General features: G+C 59.5%; 14 protein-coding genes. 10 read left to right on the top strand and 4 right to left on the bottom strand.

Features of this window, described 5'->3' with window-relative positions; translation table 11 throughout:
- Positions 1-19: 19 nt before the first annotated feature.
- The 3 genes from cysW to M9Q49_RS30770 are packed head-to-tail and all read right to left on the bottom strand — an operon-like array spanning position 20 to position 2,871.
- A complete protein-coding gene (gene cysW / locus M9Q49_RS30780; protein WP_254513139.1) occupies positions 20-877 on the bottom strand; it encodes a sulfate ABC transporter permease subunit CysW in 858 nt (285 codons plus the stop codon).
- Position 878: 1 nt separating this feature from the next.
- Positions 879-1,721 (bottom strand): sulfate ABC transporter permease subunit CysT, encoded by an 843-nt coding sequence (gene cysT, locus M9Q49_RS30775; RefSeq protein WP_254513138.1) that lies wholly within the window; start codon positions 1,719-1,721, stop codon positions 879-881.
- Positions 1,722-1,758: 37 nt separating this feature from the next.
- Positions 1,759-2,871, bottom strand: coding sequence for a sulfate ABC transporter substrate-binding protein (locus tag M9Q49_RS30770; RefSeq protein WP_254513137.1), 1,113 nt, complete (start codon positions 2,869-2,871; stop codon positions 1,759-1,761).
- A 215-nt stretch (positions 2,872-3,086) separates the two neighbouring features.
- Between M9Q49_RS30770 and M9Q49_RS30765 the strand changes: the two genes are divergently transcribed.
- From M9Q49_RS30765 to M9Q49_RS30740, 6 genes are all read left to right on the top strand, one after another.
- A complete protein-coding gene (locus tag M9Q49_RS30765; RefSeq protein ID WP_254513136.1) occupies positions 3,087-4,697 on the top strand; it encodes a sigma-54 interaction domain-containing protein in 1,611 nt (536 codons plus the stop codon).
- Between the two features lie 182 nt (positions 4,698-4,879).
- Positions 4,880-5,467, top strand: coding sequence for a hypothetical protein (locus M9Q49_RS30760; RefSeq protein WP_254513135.1), 588 nt, complete (start codon positions 4,880-4,882; stop codon positions 5,465-5,467).
- A gap of 4 nt (positions 5,468-5,471) precedes the next feature.
- The gene (locus M9Q49_RS30755) at positions 5,472-5,963 is read left to right on the top strand and encodes a hypothetical protein (RefSeq protein WP_254513134.1); all 492 of its coding nucleotides are present in this window, start codon (positions 5,472-5,474) and stop codon (positions 5,961-5,963) included.
- Between the two features lie 48 nt (positions 5,964-6,011).
- Positions 6,012-7,547 (top strand): DUF1501 domain-containing protein, encoded by a 1,536-nt coding sequence (locus tag M9Q49_RS30750; RefSeq protein WP_254513133.1) that lies wholly within the window; start codon positions 6,012-6,014, stop codon positions 7,545-7,547.
- A gap of 66 nt (positions 7,548-7,613) precedes the next feature.
- Positions 7,614-8,633 (top strand): hypothetical protein, encoded by a 1,020-nt coding sequence (locus M9Q49_RS30745; protein ID WP_254513132.1) that lies wholly within the window; start codon positions 7,614-7,616, stop codon positions 8,631-8,633.
- 98 nt (positions 8,634-8,731) lie between these two features.
- Positions 8,732-9,154 (top strand): putative quinol monooxygenase, encoded by a 423-nt coding sequence (locus M9Q49_RS30740; protein ID WP_254513131.1) that lies wholly within the window; start codon positions 8,732-8,734, stop codon positions 9,152-9,154.
- Positions 9,155-9,387: 233 nt separating this feature from the next.
- On the opposite strand, the gene M9Q49_RS30735 is transcribed toward M9Q49_RS30740, so the two are convergent.
- Entirely contained in the window at positions 9,388-10,227 is an 840-nt protein-coding gene (locus tag M9Q49_RS30735; RefSeq protein ID WP_254513130.1) for a glycerophosphodiester phosphodiesterase, read from the bottom strand.
- Positions 10,228-10,329: 102 nt separating this feature from the next.
- Here M9Q49_RS30735 and M9Q49_RS30730 point away from each other — a divergent pair, with 102 nt between their 5' ends.
- The 4 genes from M9Q49_RS30730 to M9Q49_RS30715 all read left to right on the top strand — a co-directional run bounded on the left by M9Q49_RS30730 (position 10,330) and on the right by M9Q49_RS30715 (position 16,836).
- Positions 10,330-10,746: a hypothetical protein gene (locus M9Q49_RS30730; RefSeq protein WP_254513129.1), complete on the top strand. Its 417-nt coding sequence runs from the start codon at positions 10,330-10,332 to the stop codon at positions 10,744-10,746.
- A 199-nt stretch (positions 10,747-10,945) separates the two neighbouring features.
- Entirely contained in the window at positions 10,946-11,926 is a 981-nt protein-coding gene (locus M9Q49_RS30725; protein ID WP_254513128.1) for a 3-keto-disaccharide hydrolase, read from the top strand.
- A 401-nt stretch (positions 11,927-12,327) separates the two neighbouring features.
- Complete coding sequence (gene glgA / locus M9Q49_RS30720) at positions 12,328-13,830, top strand: glycogen synthase GlgA (protein ID WP_254513127.1); 1,503 nt, start codon at positions 12,328-12,330, stop codon at positions 13,828-13,830.
- Positions 13,831-14,070: 240 nt separating this feature from the next.
- Positions 14,071-16,836 (top strand): PSD1 and planctomycete cytochrome C domain-containing protein, encoded by a 2,766-nt coding sequence (locus M9Q49_RS30715; RefSeq protein ID WP_254513126.1) that lies wholly within the window; start codon positions 14,071-14,073, stop codon positions 16,834-16,836.
- Positions 16,837-17,333 lie beyond the last annotated feature (497 nt).

Below are 17,333 nucleotides of genomic sequence, written 5' to 3'. Positions count from 1 at the left end.
CCGTTGTCGGCTTAAGGTATTAGGACAAGGAATCCTGCAGTTCTGATTGAACCTTCCACTCCAACCAGGTCTTCAAAGCCAGCGTCACCAGGCCGAGACCGGCCAGCAACGAAGCCATCGAGAACGCAGCGATCGCGTTGTATTCGTTGTAAAGAATCTCGATATGCAGCGGGATCGTATTCGTGCGGCCGCGGATGTGACCACTCACAACCGACACCGCGCCGAACTCGCCCATCGCGCGGGCCGTGCACAGCACCACGCCATACAACACGCCCCACTTGATGTTCGGCAGCGTGATCCGCCAGAACGTTTGCCAGCCACCAGCGCCGAGAGAGATGGCTGCTTGCTCTTCGTCGCTCCCTTGTTCTTGCATCAGCGGAATGAGTTCTCGCGCGATGAAGGGAAACGTCACAAAGACCGTGGCTAGCACAATGCCGGGCACGGCAAAGATGATCTTGATGTCGTAGTGCGAGAGGAACGGCCCCAGCCAACCCTGCATGCCGAACAGCAAGATGTAAATCAAGCCCGAGATGATCGGCGAGACGGCAAAGGGAATATCGATGAGCGTGATCAGCAGGCTCTTTCCTTTGAACTCGAACTTCGCGATGCACCAGGCCGCGGCCACGCCGAAGACGAGGTTCAGCGGCAAGGCGATGCCGGTGGCAATCAGCGTGAGCTTGATCGCATGCCAGGCCGCGGAGTCATCGAAGCTTTTCAGGAACGCGCCCACGCCGCCGCGAAACGCTTCGATGAAAATCACCGCCAGCGGCAACACCAAAAACAGCACGACGAACGAAACTGAAATCGTGATCAGCAGGAGCTGCAACCAGAGAGGATCCTTGGCTGCGGAGCGAGTTTTTCCGCCGGGTCCAGACATGTTAGGTAGTTCCTTTCTGATAACCGCGGCTAACCCACCACTGCAGGACGTTCACGCCGAGGAGAATAAGAAAGGAAGCGAGGAGCATAACGACCGCGATCGCGGCAGCGCCGGCGTAGTCGTATTGTTCGAGCTTGGTGATGATCAGCAGCGAAGTGATCTCGGTCTTCATCGGCATGTTGCCGGAGATAAAGACCACGCTGCCGTATTCACCGAGTGCGCGGGCAAAGGCCAACGAAAAACCAGTCACTAGCGACGGCGCAATCGTCGGCAGGATCACGCGCCAGAATGTTTGCCAGCGCGAGGCACCGAGGCTCGCGGCTGCTTCTTCCGATTCGCCGTCGAGTTCTTCCAGCGCGGGCTGCAACGTGCGAACCACGAACGGCAGACCAATGAACGTCATCGCGATGACCACGCCCAGCTGCGAAAAGGCCGCTTTAATGCCCAGCGGTTCGAGGAACTGGCCGATCCAGCCGTTCTTGTTGTAGATCGCCGTGAGCGCGATGCCCGACACGGCCGTCGGCAGCGCAAACGGCAGATCGACCACTGCGTCGAGCAGCTTGCGGCCCGGAAAGCGATAGCGCACCAGGCACCAGGCCGTGATGAAGCCAAACACCACGTTCACCAGCGCGCCAATGAGCGACGCGCCGAACGTCAACTTGTAAGAAGCCATCACGCGTGGCTCGGTGACGATTGTCCAAAGTTTGCTCCAGGGCACTCCGGCTGTTTTGAGAAACAGCGCCGACAGCGGGAGGAGCACAATCAAGCTGAGATACACGAGCGTGTAGCCCAGCGTCAACCCGAAGCCGGGTATGACGCTATGTTCACGCAAAGAGAGTCGCATGCGCAAAGTCCTTTTCGTTGTGAAATCGGACGACTTCTTACTTGCTGCCAGGTTGATAGATCTGATCGAACACGCCGCCGTCATTGAAATGTTTGGCTTGCGCTTCTTTCCAGCTGCCGAAGGCTTCGTTGATCTTGAAGAGCTTCACATCGGCAAACTGGGCTCGCTGTTCGGCCGAAAGGGTTTCCGGCTTGGCGGGGCGATAGAAGTGCTTGGCGGCCAGCTGTTGGCCTTGCGGCGAATAAAGATGCTGCAGGTAAGCTTCGGCCACTTCGGTTGTCTTGTGCTTCGCGGCAAAATTTTCGACCACTGCCACCGGCGGTTCGGCCAGGATGCTGAGCGAGGGAGTCACGATTTCATATTCACCAGCCGGTTCATTCTTCACCGCCAGGTAAGCTTCGTTTTCCCAAGTGAGGAGCACGTCTCCCTGACCGTTCTTGATGAACGACTGTGTGGCGCCACGAGCACCCGTATCGAGCACCGGCACGCGGCGGAAGATCTCGGCGACGAATTCCTTGGCTTTCACATCGGCAGCTTCGCGGGCCTTGGCATCGACATCGGCGAGCTTGCTCAGGTCGCCGAGTTCCTTCTGCAGGGCAAAGCCCCAAGCTGCGAGATAATTCCAGCGAGCACCACCGCTCGTCTTCGGGCTCGGCGTGATGACTTGCACATCACCCTTCACCAAGTCGCTCCAGTCCTTGATCTTCTTCGGGTTCCCCTTGCGAACCAGGAACACGATCGTCGACGTGTAAGGCGAGCTGTTGTTCGGCAACTTGGCTTGCCAATCGTCTGGCAGCAGCTTTCCCTTTTCGGCAATGACATCAATGTCATAAGCCAGGGCCAGCGTCACGACGTCGGCTTCCAAACCATCGATCACCGCGCGGGCCTGCTTGCCAGAACCAGCGTGCGTGGTTTCGATCTTCACGTCCTGGCTGTTCTTCTCTTTCCAGTATTCGGCAAACGACTTGTTGAACTCGTTGTAGAGCTCACGGGTCGGATCGTAAGAAACGTTCAGCAAGGTGACTGCGGGCTTGGCAGCGCCGCCACCGCTGGAGTTCGTCGAATTCGACTCGCTCTTGCAGCCAATCCAGGTTCCTACGGCCACAGCGGAAAGAACAAACAGAGCAACACTCAGGCGGGAATATTTCACGGGTTCAATCCCTGTGGAGGTAACGGGCATCCAGCCCCGCGATGGGGTCTGGCCTGTATCGATCGCAATAACAATGCCACGCCCTAAGAATCCAAAATTCCGGCAAGAATGTTGCGTAGGGTAAGAGAAAAGGGGCTGCAGGCCGCAGTACCCAGCAATTATGATGGAACACAGCCGTGATATATAACGGTCCAGAACATTTCACGGGTGCCGCTATGGACCGCTATCAAGACGTTTTATTGGCCATTTGGCGCGAGGTTGGTCGCCATGTGGAGATCCGCGAAGCCGCGCAAAACGTCGCCGCGATCCTGCAGCGCCGCCTGCCGCTCGATGCCATCTATATCCGTCGCTGGAATGCTCGCGACGAATTGCTCGAGACCGTCGCCGTCGGTTCACCGCGGCCGTTGCACTCGGCCAACGCCCCGAACAGTAACCTGGCTTTGCGCGAATGGAAGCAAGTCTCGACTTGGGCCCAAGGCGCCGAAGTTTGGCGAGCTGGTGATCCCGCGCCGGAAGGCTTTGCCAAGATCGTACCGCCGGGAATCGTCGCCCACGTGATGGCCGGGCCGCTCGGCGATGCGCAGGCACTTCGCGGTATCATCGTATTTGCCGCGCTCCCGGGAGAGCGCTTTCATGCCGATCATCGCGACCTGGCGCAACTGCTGCTCGAACCACTTTCAGTGGCACTCGAAAACGATCTCCGATTGCACGAGCTCGCCACGCTTCGCGAAGCCGCCGAAGCCGATCGGCGTTCGCTCCTCTCGCGACTCGGTCGTCAGGAGATGAACGACACGGTCGTGGGCGCCGACTCGGGCCTGAAGCAAGTCATGGAGCGAGTCGATCTCGTCGCGCGCTCCGACGTGCCCGTGCTGATCCTCGGCGAAACGGGCACCGGCAAGGAAGTGGTTAGCCGCGCCATTCACAATCGTTCGGCGCGCTCGAGCGGGCCGTTCATTCGCGTGAACTGCGGCGCTATTCCTGCCGAACTCATCGACTCGCAACTCTTCGGCCATGAAAAGGGAAGCTTCACCGGCGCTCACGATCAACATCAAGGTTGGTTCGAACGGGCCGACGGCGGCACGCTGTTTCTCGATGAGATCGGCGAACTCCCCCTCGCCGCGCAAGTTCGTTTGCTGCGCGTGTTGCAAGATCATCAGGTCGAGCGGGTCGGCGGCAAGAGTCCGATTCACGTCGACGTGCGCATCGTCGCCGCCACGCATCGCGACTTGGGCTTGATGGTTTCGCGGCGCGAGTTTCGCGAAGACTTGTGGTACCGCATCAACGTCTTTCCGATCATCCTGCCGACACTGCGGGAACGAAAGGAAGACATTCCCGCCCTCGCGCGGCACTTTGCCTTGCGGGCCTCGAATCGCTTCGGCTTGCCGGTCGCTGAACCGACCGTCGGCGATTTGCACTTGCTGATGAATTATTCCTGGCCGGGGAACATTCGCGAACTCGGCGCGGTGATCGATCGCGCGGCGATCCTTGGCAACGGCCGCGCGCTGAAAGTGGATCTCGCCCTCGGTTCCTACAAGCCACCACCGCCACCACCTGCCGATGGCCCGACGCTCTACGAAGTGATTCCCGTCGCCGATCAGCCGTTGGTGGCGACCTCCGAAATCGGCGGACCGGCGAACAACAATCACTCCGAAGTGCCGACGCTGAACAAGGCGATGGTCGAGCACATCGAGAAAGCCCTGACTGCTTCACGCGGCAAGATCGAAGGCCCGCATGGCGCTGCTGCGTTGTTGAGCATTAACCCTCACACCCTCCGCGCGCGGATGCGCAAGCTCGGCGTCGACTGGAGCCGTTTTCGGCACGGTTGAGACGAGGCTCTGGCGGTATTGCGTAGGCCGGACCATTGGTCCGGCCTGAAGTGGGTACCAAGCCAAATTTCTCTACTTGCTGCTCTTAGACGGACCAATGGTCCGTCCTACGGGCGGCGCGTTTGCCATGCGCGGCGTCGATGCGTTATTCTGCGGCTTGCACTTCAAGGAGTCGCATGCCGATGAAATCTCGTTTGATCTTCTGTTTGTTATTTGCTTTCACGCTAGCGCATACGTCATTGTACGCGCAGGAAGCAAAGCCCGATTCGTATACCGATCTGCAAACTGGCTTGAAATTTCCGAGCACGATCGAGCGACTGAAATTCGTAAGCAAGGCGGACTACGGCGATGTGCAGCTTGGAGTTGGAATCCGCTATCGTTCGCCGGAAGGCTTGCGAATCGATGCCATCATTTACAACTTGGGCTTGAAAACGATTGCCGCGGATCCTGCCGATCCGCGTGTCAAAGAACAAGTCGAGGAGGCGTTGAGCGGCATCAAATTGGCTGCCGAAAAAGGTCTATTAAAGGACCTCAAAGTAATTAGCAATGAAGTGGTGCCGATCGCGAAAGGCGACGCCGCGCCGAAGGCCCACAAAGTTTTGCTCTCGTTCACGCTGGCTGAAGAAGCGCGCGAAAGCGCGCTCTATCTGTTCGTCTACAAAGACCACTTCATTAAAGTACGAGCCACATGGTTTCCTGAAGAAAAGAAAGCGAGCCGCGAAGACGTTGCCGCCTTCTTGACCTGGCTGTCGGCCGAAATGAAAAAGTAGCCGCATGTCTCAGGAAAATTCCAGCGACGACGCTACCGAAAACAACAACGCCGAAGTCGACGATGCGGAAATCGAAGCCGAGATCGTGCAGCAGCGCCGTAAGATTTTCTTCGCCGGCTGGCAACGCCAATCGCGCGATCTCGGCAGCTTTTGGCTCTTCCTCGGTCTGCTCGGCGCAGTGACCTATGCGTTCTATTGGCTGCTCGGCAATTGGCCCTTCGCGAACGGCATCGTCGCGGAATGGAACGACAACGCCCTCGCCTTCACGCTCCTCTGCGGACTCACGGCGGCGGGCATGTTCATTCGGGCCGGCCACGTCTGGGCCATTTATGCAGCCCTGGTGATCGACGCGGCGTTGGTCCTGATGGTCCCCTTCACGCTGGTTGCCCGAATTTGCCTTTTGGGTGGTTTCATGCTGGGTGTGCTCAACTCTTATCAAGCCATTCGCGTGGCTCGGCTGTTGCGACAACACAAGGTGCCGCTGCGGAGTACGTAACCAGCTGCACCCAGTTCGATGTTCCCTTGCGCCGTGCGGAAGGTTACGATGGAACCCACCAGCCGGCGTCCCGCGCCGGTTCCCACCTGCATAGCCCACCCCGAGATCGAGCCGATGCGCCGTCTGTGCGACCACAGCAACCGCCAATCGCCCGCCGATCAGCCTTGCGCCGAATTCCGTTCGCTGCGCGCCTCGCGTCGCGCGGTCGTGCAAGCCGGGGCCGCTTCGCTGTTGGGTCTTGGGTTGCCTGCGCTCCTCGCTGGCCAGGCTCAGGCAGCGGGTGTTGCGAATGCGGGCGCGGCGAATCAGCTCGCCGGTTTCGGCAAGGCGAAGCGCTGCATCTTTCTCTTCATGTGGGGTGGCCCGAGTCAGCTCGACACCTTCGACATGAAGCCGAACGCACCCGACAACATTCGCGGCCCGTTCAAACCGATCAGCACCAAGGTCCCCGGCTTGCAGATCAGCGAGCATTTCAAGGATCTCGCCGGCGTGATGGACAAGGTCGCCGTCGTGCGCAGCTTGTCGCACAACGACCCGGCCCATCTTTCGAGCGGCCACACCACGGTGACGGGGCAACTCGCGCCGGTCGTGCGCAGCGATGCCACACCGCCGAGCTCGCGCGATACGCCGCACATTGGTTCGGTGCTCAGCAAACTGCGCGAAGAGAAGAAAATCGCGATCGACGAAAAGTCAGCCGGCATGCCGCCGTTCGTCATGTTGCCGTGGAAAGTCTTTCATCCTTCGGCGCCCGGCGGACAAGCGCCGGGACAGCACGGCGGTTGGCTGGGTCCTGCTTACGATGCGTTACTCGCCACGGGCGATCCCAACAAGACAACCTGGCAGTTGCCCGCGCTGCAATTGCAAAACGGCGTGACGGCGGAAACGCTGCAGAGTCGTTTTCAACTGCTGCAGCAAATCGACGAGCAGCGGGCGGCCTTCGATCAGTTGCCGCGACCGGCGGCGATGACCGTTCATCAAAGCAAAGCCCTCGAGTTGCTCGCCTCGCCTCGCGTTCGCGAAGCCTTTGAGCTGCGGAAGGAATCGCGCGAGACTCGCGAGCGCTACGGCCGCAATATTCATGGCCAAAGCGTGCTCCTCGGCCGCCGCTTGCTCGAGCATGGCGTGCCGCTGGTGAATATCAACTGGCACGACGACGGCAAAAACTTTTGGGATACGCACGGCAATAATTTCAACCGCCTCAAAGACGATTTGATCCCGCCCGCCGATCGCGCGCTGACTGCCTTGCTCACCGATCTGAGCGAGCGCGGCATGCTGGAAGACACGCTGGTGTGCTGGGTCGGCGAGTTCGGCCGCAAGCCGGAGATTTCGAATGGCACGGGTCGCGAGCACTGGCCCTACGTTTACTCCGGGCTGTTTGCCGGCGCGGGGATCAACGGCGGTGCGATCTACGGCAGCAGCGACAAGCACGCGGCTTATCCCGCCACGAACGCTGTCACGCCGCACGATTATGCCGCGACGATTTATCACGCCCTGGGAATTCCTGCCGAGACTGTTTTGCACGATCGCGACCGCCGGCCCCACCAGGTTTATGCCGGCGCGCCGATCACCGACCTGTTTGCCTGATCTCGAACTGCACCGACGACAGGCAGGCCGTCCTCCCTCCCGGACTACCCACCTTGGTTGTTTTGCATGGCTGCGATCTCACTCCAACAAGCCTACGACTGCGTCGTCATCGGCAGCGGTAAAACCGCCGGCCTGATCGCCGCCGCCGTGGCTCGCACCGGCCGGCAAACGCTGCAGCTCAGTAGTCCAACGATTCCGCGGCCGGCCTGGCTCCATCCACGCTGGACCGTCGTTGAGGGCGAAGAACAACTCCGCTCGCCACTCAGCGGCGTGAGCGTGGTGAACGCGGCAGGCAAACGAACGACCGTGCTCCGCGCCGCAACGTCGTCGGCCTCTGCCGCGCAACGCCTCTCGACAGCTGATTCATTCGCACTCCCCGCCGGCTGCCAACTCACTTGTCATTCGCCGCGCGAGCTTCATTTGAACGGCGCGCTCCCGCCCACGAGCATTCGCGCTGAACTCATCGTTGCTGTCGAACAGCGAGACTATCAACCGACGAGCACTGCCATCGGCGGCATCTATCGCGATGTTGCTTGCGATCTGGGTGAAGAGCGCCAAGCGTTGCTCTTCGCCACGCTCCGCGCGAGCGAAGTCTTTTGGCTCGTGCCGCTCGCTGACGGTCAGTGGAGCCTAGGGCTGCTGACTTCTGCGCCGGAATTATCTGCCGAAGACTCCATTGCCGATGTTCTTGAAGAAGCGCTCGTCGCTTGTCCCGCGCTCACGCAGCGGCTGATCTCGGCGGAGCTGCTCGGCAGTTTGCATCTCTCGTCAACGGCTGCAGAGAGCGCACCGCTCGCTGAATTGACCGGCGCGATTCACGTGCCGGAGTACGACGGCTGGATCGACCCGGTCTTTGCCAGTAGCGATTGGCTGAGCGTAGAACTTGCGAGCCAGATCGCGTTGCACTTGCCGGCAGGAACGGAGCATTGGCTGCAAGATTGGCCCGCCGTCGAGCAGTTCACCAGCGAGCGCATCGCCCCCTGGTATCGCGCGCACGAAGCGTTGCCAGCAGCGCTGCAGGATCATGCGCAGCGTAGTTGGTATGAGAAGTTGCTCGCGGGACAGCGGGCGCGAGCGGCTGATTAGCGACTGACGAATCAGCCGCCAGGCGCTAGCCTCCGGCTTGGAAACGGTGCCCAGAGATAGCCGGGGGCTAGCGCCCGGCGGCTGATTTTGAACGCGCGATGTCGACCATGATCAGGTCGCTAGTTCCCTATCCCGCGAAAGACTCGCGCGATATGGTCACTGCATCCATTCGCACGATCAACTCGCACACTTTCCTTGGAGTCACTCCCGTGATTGTCGTCCTCGCCACCATCGAATTGCACCCCGGCAAGCGGAATGATTTCCTGGCCGAGTTTCAAAAGATCATCGCCCCCGTTCGCGCCGAGAACGGCTGCATCGAATACTTCCCAGCCGTCGATCACCCGACCAACTTGCAGAACCAACCGCCGGCGCGCAACGACACGGTCGTGGTCTGCGAAAAGTGGGAGAGCACTGCTGCTCTCGAAGCCCACCTCATCGCGCCACACATGGTGGCCTATCGGCCTCGGGTCAAAGAATTCGTCAAGCAAGTCTCGCTGCAAATCCTCAGCCCGGCGGGCTAATTTTGCAGGGCGGATAGCATCGATTGCGTCAGCCATCGATGTCGCGTCAGCGAACAGAGGCATCTCGATTGACGCGAGTGCTGCGAGGTTCGGTCGTATACTTTCAACCCCGGACCGATTCGATGGTTGACGCCCGTTGCAGTTGACTGGAGACGGGATGCCTCTTGCCGCTGCGCGGTCTCGATTACTGAAGCAATCGAGACTATCACAACGTGCGAGAAATCTGCCGATGCTTACTTCAGCAGTTCGCGCATCAGACCGGGATCGTCGGTAATAATGCCATCGATCCCGACATCGATGAGCTGTTGGCCGCGTTTCTTGTCGTTCACCGTGTAGGCCCAGCACTTCAAGCCGGCGGCGTGTGCGGCGGCGATGTTTTCTTTGGTGAGATCGCTGTGTCGCCAACCGACGGCGGCGGCGCCGGCTTGTTTGGCATCGGCGATTTGCTTCGTACCGAGTTCCTTGCTGCCGAGGCAACCGAGGGCGAGATCCGGCGCTAACTTATGGCAGTCGGCGATGTACTTCCAATCGAAGGCTTGCACGACCACGTTGCCGCGGAGCTTTTTGTCGTCGAGCATTTTCACGATCGTCGCCGCGTCGCCACCTTTGCGTTCGATAAGCGTCATGCTGCCGGCTTGAATGACGGTGAAGGCTTCTTCGAGCGTCGGCACCTTGGTGCCGGCAAACTGCGTCTTGAACCACTTGCCGGCGTCGACCTTTTTCAGATCGGCGACCGTGACATCTTCGAGCTTGATGTTGTATTTGCCGAGCACCTTCCCGGCGTCGGTCGTGCGATCGAGATCTTTGTCGTGCATGACCACCGGCACCTTATCCGCCGAGTGGTAGTAATCGAGCTCGACCATGTCAGCCTTCGCTTTCACGGCCGCTTCGAACGAGGGGAGCGTGTTCTCTGGCGCGTGAGCACTCGCGCCGCGATGGCCGATGATCAGCACTCGCTTGGCGCCGACGAGTTCGGCGGCAGGCGAGATTTTCGCCTGCTCTACGGCGGCAGCGAACGAGGCAAACATCAACAAGCAAACTCCGCACGCGCTGAATTTCAAAGCATTCAACATTCCAACCACTCCCAGACAAGCCGCCGGGAATTGCTCCCGCGCTGCAGGTCGACGAAAATCAAAGGTAAGAAGGCGATTATACCCATTGAAGGAGCGACATAGATGAAGACTCGATTAACAGCCGCGACTCTCGGCCTGGCCCTGTTGGCAATGCTCACGGCCTGCGGTCCCAGCGGCCCGCCAGTTATTCCCGTGCAGGGAAAAGTCACCTTCGGCGGTGTTCCCTGGCCCAAGCCCGCGACGCTCGACTTCACCCCCACCAAACCCGCGCCTGGCATGCCGGGAAAAACCATAACGACCGTCGCCGCCGCCGATGGCAGTTACTTGGTTCAGTTGCCGCCGGGCGAGTACGTGATCAGCATCACCTGCAACGAGATCGAACCTTCGCCCGACAATCCGAGCACCCGCAAGAGCTACCTCCCCGACCGCTTCGCCATCGGCGAGAATCGGCAAAAGGTAACCGTCCCTGTCGATACCAAAGGGACCATCGACTTGACGTGGGATGTTCCCAAGGAGTGAATTCTCTGCAACGACGAAGTAGCTGAATTCGCCAGAATTCAGTCCTGGCCGCTAATGGTAACCGTCTGAATTCTGGCGAATTCAGCTACAGTCGATTCGACATTGCAGTGCTTGATTCACCTTGCTCGGCCATCCAGAATGACGGGCGCTTGCTGCGAATCTTCCAAGCATCACCGTTATTCTTCTCCAGGAGTTTGTTATGCGTTACGGGCGAATGTTGAGTTACGTGTTGGGTTGCGTGCTGGCCGCGGCCGGCGTGGCCAGTGCTGCCGATGCCAAAGGGGCGATCACCGATGCCAAGGAAGCCGGACCGGACTTCGCCGTGCAAGGCGAATACGTGGGCGCCGATGTCGAAGGCAAGAAGTGGGGTTGCCAGGTCATCGCGCTCGGCGGCGACAAGTTCGACGTCGTGGGTTATCCCGGCGGTCTGCCTGGCGACGGCTGGAAGCGCGGCGATGAAGTGAAGAAGGGGAAAGCCGAGCTGAAAGACGGCGTGACGACTGTCAAGGGTGACGACGGCTGGAGCGCGACGATCAAGGACGGCGCGATGACGGTTGAGCACGATGGCAAGAAGGTCGGCGAGCTGAAGAAGACCGAACGGACCAGCCCGACGATGGGAGCCAAGGCTCCGAGCGGCGCCACGGTCCTCTTCGATGGCACTTCGGCCGACGCTTTTAAGAACGGCAAGATCGTGGAAGGGAACTTGCTCGGCGCGACCAATTGCGAAACCAACGCCAAGTGGCAAGACCACTCGTTGCACATCGAGTTCCGCACGCCCTACATGGCCGCTGCCCGCGGTCAGGGTCGAGGCAACAGCGGCGTGTATATGCATTGCCGTTACGAACTGCAGGTCCTCGATTCGTTCGGCCTCGATGGCAAGAACAACGAGTGCGGCGGCATCTATACCATCGCCGAGCCGAAGGTGAACATGTGCCTGCCGCCGCTGGTGTGGCAGACGTATGACATCGACTTCACCGCGCCGAAGTACGAAGAGGGCAAGAAGGTGAAGAACGCCCGCGTCACGATCAAGCACAACGGCGTGCTGATTCACGAAGACCTCGAGCTGCCCAAGGGCACCCCCGGCAAAGACGGCGAAGGCGAAAAGCCGCTCGGCCTGTTCCTGCAAGACCACGGCAACCCGGTGGCCTTCCGCAACATCTGGGTCGTCGAGAAGAAGTAAGTCGCGATTCGTCACAACCCGCGGCGTCAGCCAGGGGTTTGGCGAGTGAAGCCTGAAAAACTAAGGAGGGAAGCGACTAGCGCTTCCCTCCTTTCATTTTGATCTCCCACCATGAGGCTTCAGCCCCGACATCGGCCCGCGCACCCACTCTCGCGACTAGCCATTTCAACCGTCTCAACCCCTCCCGTTGTTCATCAAATCGCGAATTTGGGGGATTTGTAACGGCCCCGGCGCTGGCCTGTTTGGCGGCAATGGGGTATAAATCTGCTGCATCGCGCATGGTGGCCAAATCCGTGCGCTGGGCGACCGTCGCTGCCCGAACAGGGCCTCTTTTCCAGCGACGTGGCCCCAGTTTTTGCTGTACACCGACCTGCAGTTGAGTAGACCGTCGAGGGGCTGAAGTGAATATTCTGTTTGTCAGCAGCGAAGTGGTTCCGTTTGCCAAGACTGGCGGCCTGGCCGATGTCTGCGGATCGCTGCCGATCGAGCTGAGCAAACTGGGGCACAATGTCTCGGTGATGATGCCCGCCTATCGCCAGGTGAAGGGCCATCCCGGCATCGAGCCGCTCAACGTCAAGTTCGATATTCCGATCGGCAACAAGATCGTCCGCGGCCGATTGCTGCGCGGCACGTTGCCCAATTCCGAAGTGCCGGTCTTTTTCGTCGAGCAGGACGAATATTTCGACCGCCCCGAGCTCTATCGCTACAAAGGCGAAGACTACAAAGACAACTGCGAACGCTTCTCGTTCTTCTGCCGTGCCGCCCTCGAAGCCATTCGCCTCGTCAAGCTCGACGTCGAAGTCATTCACTGCCACGACTGGCAAGCGGGGCTTATCCCGGCTTATCTGCACGTTGAATACGCCCACTGCCATGGTTACGAAACCATCGGCTCGCTGATGACGATTCACAATCTGGCGTATCAGGGGATCTTCTGGCATTGGGACATGCTGCTGACGGGGCTCGATTGGAAGTATTTCAATTGGCACCAGATGGAGTTCTACGGCAAGCTCAACCTGATGAAGACCGGCTTGGCCTTTGCTGACGGCTTGAACACGGTCAGCCCGACGTATGCTCAAGAGATTCAAAGCGATCCGCTCGGCTGTGGTCTGGAAGGCATGCTGCAAGGCCGGCGCGATGTCCTTAGCGGCATCGTCAACGGCGTGCACTATGCCGACTGGAATCCTGCCACCGATATGCACCTCCCCTACAAGTACGACGTGAGCAACTGGCAGAGCGGCAAAGGCGCGTGCAAGAGTGCGCTGCAAAGCGAGCTCGGTTTGCCGATCGCGCCCCGCACGCCGGTGATCGGCCTGATTGGTCGCCTCGCCGAACAAAAGGGCTGGGATCTCATTATGGATCTCATGAATCGCTGGGTCCGCGAAGCCGACGTGCAGTTTGCCATTCTCGGCACGGGCGAACAGCACTTCCACGATCATCTCACCTGGCTGGCCCGCGACTTCCCACACAAGGTGGGCCTGCGACTCGATTTCAACGAAGGCTTGTCGCACCGCATCGAAGCCGGCAGCGACATCTTCCTCATGCCCAGTCGCTACGAGCCCTGCGGCTTGAATCAGCTCTACAGCCTCAAGTACGGTACGGTCCCGGTCGTTCGCGCGACAGGTGGTTTGAAAGACACCGTCGTCGATGCCACCGACGACAACCTGTGGAACCAAACCGCCACGGGCTTCAGCTTTGAGACGTACTCGACTAGCGACATGGAAGCCGCCCTCAGTCGCGCGCTCGACGCCTACCACAACAACCCCGAGCGCTGGAACCAACTCGTCACTACCGGCATGAACCAAGACTGGTCGTGGCGAAAGAGTGCGCTCGAATACGTCGAGCTCTACGAGCAAGTCAAAGCCCGCCGCGTCCAACAGTGGGAACGCCTACAAGAACTGCTATAGCCCCCATCGTCGTCGTTCGCTCCGCGAACGATGAATGGAAGTGAACCAACCGCGCGCCGCCGAAAGAGCCCCGCGACTTTCGGCCGTTGGCGAGTGCTTATTGAGCGAGAACCGCCGCAACGCTGCGCTTTTTCGCCGCTTCAACCCCTCTCTCCGGAGTACCGAGAAGAGGGTGTTAAGAGCGCGAAAGCCCACGCCGAAAAACTTCCCTCGCCTAATTCTCACGGCTAACATGGGGGAATGATTTCCCCTTCCTCTCCCGCGCGTTTTCTTACGCTGATTCTCTGCCTGGGAGTCGCCGTCGTTTCGCGCGCCGACGATGCCAAGCCCACCTTCTATCGCGGCGTGAATCTCAACGGTCCCGCGGTGACGATCGATGGTCATGCTTGGGAAGGGCAGGACGACAAAAACTCGCCGGCCAATTTTGTCTGCAAGGACAAAGCGTTCGCCAATCAAGACGTGCCGCTAGTCCCCGCCACCGATGCCGAGCGGGCGAAGATGATTCGCAGCAGTCGCTGGGGCGGCAATAAGGTTGAAATCACTGCCGTCCCCACGGGTCGCTACTCCGTCTTCCTCTATGTATGGGAAGACAACAACAGTGAGACCTTCGCTATCAGCGTGAACGGCCGCGAGGTGATCAAGCGATATCAAAGCGGCAACGCCGGTCACTGGGAGCGCCTCGGCCCGTGGTTTGTCGACGTGCGCGACGGCGGCAAGATCGAAGTGACGAGCAAAGGGGGCGCTGCCAATTTCTCCGGCCTCGAAATCTGGCGCGGCGAATACGACGGCTCGGCCGAGATCACGCCCGAGAACCTCGCCTTTTTCGAAAAGCGTATCAGGCCGCTCCTCGTCAAGCATTGCTACGAATGCCATTCGAGCGAAGCGAAGAAAGTAGAAGGAGAGTTGCTCGTCGATTCGCGCGCCGCGCTCCGCAAGGGCGGCAGCACCGGCCCCGCCATCGTCGCTGGCGATCTCGACCAGAGCCTGCTCATCAAAGCCGTGCGCTACTCCGACGAGCTGCAAATGCCGCCGGAGAAGAAACTCGCTACCGAGGAAATCGCCGACCTCGAAAAATGGGTTCAGCTCGGCGCGCCCGATCCGCGTACAAAGGCCACGAAGTTCGTCAAACGGCGGGTCGATCTGACGGAGGCAAAAAAGTTCTGGTCGTTCGCGCCCATCCAGGATCCGCCGATTCCCGCGGTGAAAAACGAAGCTTGGCCGAAGAGTGACATCGATCGTTTCATTCTCACCGAACTCGAACGCAACCATCTTTCGCCAGTTGCCGCAGCCGACAAGCGCACACTCATTCGCCGCGCGACCTACGATCTCACCGGTCTGCCGCCGACGCCAGAAGAGATCGCGACGTTCCTCGCCGATGATTCGCCACAGGCTTTCGAAAAACTTGTCGATCGACTGCTCGCCTCGCGCCAATACGGCGAACGTTGGGGCCGACATTGGATGGACCTGGTGCGTTACGCCGACACGGCAGGCGAGAACTCCGACTATCCGATTCCGCAGGCCTATCTCTATCGCAATTACATCATCGAGGCTTTCAACAAAGACAAACCCTACGATCAATTTCTCCGCGAGCAGATCGCCGGCGATTTGCTTCCCGCCGAGAGCGATGCGCAGAAGAACGAGCAGATCATCGCGACGGGTTACATCGCCATTTCGCGCCGCTTTGGTTCGCTCATTGAAAACTATCCGCAGCATCTGACCATCGAAGACACGCTGGAAAATCTCGGCCGAACGACACTCGCGCTGTCGATCAGTTGCGCTCGCTGTCACGATCACAAGTTCGATCCGATTTCGAACGATGACTACTACGGCTTGTACGGAATCTTCGACAGCACGCGCTATCCCTTCCCGGGGATCGAGCTCGACAAAAAGCCGCGCGACTTCGTGCCGCTGGTCGAGAACGGCAAGCCGGCCCAAAAAGTGGCTTACGCGATGGCCGAAGGGAAGCAGATCGCCGATGCGCGCATTCAGCAGAAGGGAGAGCCGAAAAACCTCGGCGACGAAGTGCCACGGCGGTTCCCCGAGATCCTCGGCGGGCAAGCGCTTTCGGAATCGGAAGGTAAACAAAGTGGCCGGCTGCAACTCGCCGAGTGGATCACCGATCCGAAAAACCCGCTCACTGCGCGGGTGATGGTCAACCGCGTCTGGCAGTATCACTTCGGCAGCGGCCTGGTGAAAACGCCCAGCGACTTCGGCTTGCGCGGCCAACCGCCGACGCATCCGGAGTTGCTCGATTGGCTAGCGACGACGTTTGTCAAAGATGGTTGGTCGCTGAAGAAGTTGCACAAGCGAATCATGCTCAGCAGTGTGTATCAGCTGTCTTCGGAAGTAGGAACCATTGGTTCGTCCAAGTCAACCGAGAACGGACCAATGGTCCGTCCTACGGCGATCGATCCCAGCAACAACTTTCATTGGCGTTTCAATCGCCAACGCCTCGATGCGGAAGAGCTGCGCGATTCACTCCTGACGATCAGCGGCGAGCTCGATCCATCGATGATGACCGAGCCGCATCCTTTTCCGCCGGTCGACAAATGGGATTTCACGCAGCATCATCCCTTTCGCGGCAGTTACGACAGCAACCGCCGCAGCGTCTACCTGATGACGGCCCGCCTCAACAGCAAACCCTTCTTCACCACCTTCGACGGCGCCGATCGCAACGCGACGACACCCAAGCGCGACAGCAGCGTCACGACGGTGCAGTCGCTCTACTTGCTCAACGACGAGTTCGTCCACAAGCGGGCCGAAGCCTTGGCGAAACGGCTGCTCGCCGAAGGAACTGACGATGCCGCGCGCTTGGAACGGGCGTTTGCCTTGACGCTCGGTCGCATGCCCAGCGATATCGAGAGAGCGCAGATCGCCCCTTGGCTTGCCCAACTGCGCGAGCAGTTTGCCATGTCTGGCATTCCTGCCGCGGAGCAAGATCAACGCGTCTGGTCGGCACTGGCTCGCGTGCTGTTCCGCACGAATGAATTCTTGTACGTGGACTGAGCTGATTGTCGCCGATTTCTCCGAAATCGGTGGGTTGAGGTTGATCCGCAGCACGCCTAGGAACGAGCCCCGCGAAGTTCCGGCTTTGGCGAGCGAAGGTAACTCGCCGTTGCGTTTTGAAGACGGTCTACTTCGCTGCCACGCTAACTCGCCAAAGACGCCGAAAGTCGCGGGGCTCTTTCGGCGGCGCGCGGTTAGGTTGGCCTCCACCATCGATCGGCGGAGCGATCGACGACAATGGGTTCGGCCGAATATCGGTGCGATAGGGAGGTGTTATAAAGTGTGATATTGGAGCCACGATATTACAGCCCGTTTTTGTTCTTAAGTCTGGTCTGGCAACTACTTGTGGATGAAATAATCTTTTGCATCACCTGTTACATTCTGGGGGTATGAAAGGGGGGCAAGTTGTTCCAAAATTGCTGACCACTCCACGCATGACTCGCCAGCAGCCTCGCCATTCCGGCTTTCGAGTTTTCATTTTCGCGGACCTAAGTTGT

This window comes from Anatilimnocola floriformis (genome assembly GCF_024256385.1).
In the GTDB taxonomy this organism is placed as follows: Bacteria; Planctomycetota; Planctomycetia; order Pirellulales; family Pirellulaceae; genus Anatilimnocola; species Anatilimnocola floriformis.
The sequence above is the reverse complement of the archived record's forward strand: the minus strand, read 5'-3'. Positions and strand labels throughout refer to the sequence as shown.